The 231-nt window shown below is 42.9% G+C and carries 1 protein-coding gene; it reads left to right on the top strand.

The genetic code is table 11. From position 1 onward, the window contains the following. Positions 1 to 231, top strand: a 231-nt coding sequence (locus tag FC814_RS22740; RefSeq protein WP_137326498.1) for a ShET2/EspL2 family type III secretion system effector toxin, incomplete at both ends; no start/stop codon positions are given.

Below are 231 nucleotides of genomic sequence, written 5' to 3'. Positions count from 1 at the left end.
GCTTAATGGTCAATGTTATTTTCCGGGGCGACCCCAAAACCGTATAGTATGCCGACACATTGCTGCACAATATATTAATGATATTTATCAGAATGTTGACTACAAACCCCATCAAGATGATTACTCTTCAGCTGAAAAATTTCTCACTCACTTCAACAAAAAATGCAAAAACCAGACTTTGGCGTTGATTTCCAGCCGTCCTGAGGGGCGTTGCGTTGCTGCCTGCGGTGA

Source organism: Escherichia sp. MR (assembly GCF_005280595.1).
In the GTDB taxonomy this organism is placed as follows: domain Bacteria; phylum Pseudomonadota; class Gammaproteobacteria; order Enterobacterales; family Enterobacteriaceae; genus Escherichia; species Escherichia ruysiae.
This window is presented reverse-complemented; position numbering and strand designations above follow the sequence as displayed.